The organism is Henriciella sp., from assembly GCF_049649345.1.
Taxonomy (GTDB): Bacteria; Pseudomonadota; Alphaproteobacteria; order Caulobacterales; family Hyphomonadaceae; genus Henriciella.
Window position 1 is genome coordinate 1 of the sequence record NZ_JBARZC010000054.1, and the last position, 2,067, is coordinate 2,067.

3 protein-coding genes and 1 pseudogene are annotated in these 2,067 nt (G+C 62.9%); all 4 read right to left on the reverse strand.

Features of this window, described 5'->3' with window-relative positions; genetic code table 11:
• A partial coding sequence (gene fdxA, locus WA989_RS01380; protein ID WP_424338740.1) for a ferredoxin FdxA occupies nt 1-230 on the reverse strand: 230 nt, incomplete at its 3' end.
• 68 nt (nt 231-298) lie between these two features.
• Nucleotides 299-742: a TerB family tellurite resistance protein gene (locus WA989_RS01385; protein ID WP_424338741.1), complete on the reverse strand. Its 444-nt coding sequence runs from the start codon at nt 740-742 to the stop codon at nt 299-301.
• Nucleotides 735-1,037, reverse strand: a complete 303-nt coding sequence (locus WA989_RS01390) for a S4 domain-containing protein (protein WP_424338742.1) — start codon at nt 1,035-1,037, stop codon at nt 735-737. Before WA989_RS01390 ends, WA989_RS01385 begins: the two co-directional genes overlap by 8 nt.
• Nucleotides 1,031-2,067: pseudogene (locus tag WA989_RS01395) on the reverse strand (helicase); the annotation flags it as partial. The gene WA989_RS01390 and the pseudogene WA989_RS01395, both read right to left, overlap by 7 nt.

A 2,067-nucleotide genomic window follows, 5' to 3' on the forward strand; every position in this document is an offset into this window, starting at 1 on the left:
ACCTTGGCAAAGTCGGTGTTCAGCTTGAGCCATTTTGAATCCGGATCGTCTTCAGTGTCCGGTTTGATTGCCTCGACAGGGCATTCCGGTTCGCAGACGCCGCAATCGATGCATTCATCGGGATGGATGACGAGCATGTTCTCGCCCTCATAGAAGCAGTCGACCGGGCAGACTTCGACGCAATCCATGTATTTGCAGCGGATGCAGGCGTCGATAACGATATAGGTCATTCAGAATAGGTCCGGTTTGGCTTAACGGGTCGAGGAGGGCATTTGCAGGCGAAGCGGCGCCAAGTCAATCACCGCGGCTGTCGCGATTCAGCGCGGCGGCGGGCCTGGGCGCGGCGAATATCGTCAACGTGCAGCAAGCTCGCCACGTGGCGGATGAACGCTTCCTCGAATTTGCAGGCATCGCCGTCGGCCAGCGAGACGAGATACAGCCCCTCAATGACCTTCACGCGTTCGAGCAGCGGAAGCTTCTTCACATGCTGGGTAAATTCGTGCGCGCCGACAGCGTCTTCTGCAAGCTCTTCGCCCTGTTCGAGAACCGCATCGACGCGTTCTGCATCAAGGCCGAGGCTGTCGAGCAGGATCTCGGCGATCTGGTCGCTTTCCAGATTGGCATAGACCCCATCGACAAGCGCGGCCTGAACCAGCAGGGCGGCGGCAGCCACTTGCGGGTCAATATCCCGCACGACCGGTTTGGGCCGGCCTGAAAAAAACCGTCTCAATGCATCAAGCATCTGCGTCTCCCGGGCGATCACCGTCCAGCGTTTCGTACAATGTCTGCGCTTCTGCAGCGGGGCCGCGCCGTGTTCCCGGCTTGACGACCCTGACTGTCACTATGTGTGATCTTAAGGCGAAACTTGCAACATCGCCAATCGCAATACGTGTGCCGGGCTTCGAGATCTTGCGGGTTTCGCCGCCCCGGCTGACGCGCACGCCGCGCTTTACGATAAACGCCGCCGCGATTGAGCGCGTCTTGAAAAAGCGGGCGCGCCACAGCCAGACGTCGAGACGGGTCTCGGTCTCTATGATTTGGGCTCCGGCGCCTCTTTTGGAGGCTCGGTCTTTGTCTCTGGCGCTTCGGTCTTGGCTTCGGACTCTGCACTCTGATTTGGCGCTTCAGCCGATGCCGCCTCCGGTTTGGCTGCCGGCTTTTTCTTCTTTTTCTTTTTCGGCTTTGGCGCTGGCGGCGGCGGTAGAAGGCTTGCCAGGGCCGCGAACGGGCTATCGGGATCGGCCTGCTTTTCGCGCGGACCGCGCCCGCCCGGACGGCTTTGTTGACGGGCTTGCGACTTGCCGCCCTTGCCTTTGGGGGGTCGGTTGCCCGGCTTGCCGCCGGCAGGCTTCCGGCCGCGCGGCGGCCCGCTATCGGTGCGGTGGCGCGAGAGGAAGCGCCACTTGGTGACCGCGCCTGTTTCCTCGTCCTTCTCGGCGGGCGCCAGGCCAAAGCCTTTTACGATCGCCGGAAATTCCTCGCCCGGGCAGGACACGACCGAGGCGAGCTCTGCCGGCAGCTCGAAGGCTGGCGTTCCGGCCTCGCGGCGGCGTTTGGAAATCTCCCAGCCGAGGCGTTCGGCGAGATCGGCGCGCACAGCCCGTTTGCCAAAGCGCAGATAACCTTGCGAATTCAGCTCGCTTTCAGCCCATTCGCCATCGAGCGGGAAGGAGCCTGCGCCTTCTGGAGCGACGCGGCGGGTCTCGCCGGTCTGGCTGGCCTGAAGGATCGCGACCATGCGCTGGGCGGCCGGTTTCTGCGCATCCGGGATATGCGCGGCGACGCGGCCGGTGCGAAGGCCTGCGGCTTTCATCGCTTCGCGCTGCTCAGGCGTGATCTGGCCGCTTGTCGCGTCATTGCGAAGGTCGACCGCGGCGCCGCTTTCGAGCAGCTGAAAGGCAAGTCCGCGGGCCATGCCTTCAAGCGCCTGGCCGGTCTCGCCTGTCTTCAGCTTTGCATGGGTCGGCAGGACACGCAGCATCTCTGCGCCAAGCCATTCCTCGATACGTTTGAGGGCGGCGTCTTTTCTGTGCGCCTCTGCGTCTTCCGCGCCGATCAGCTCAAGCC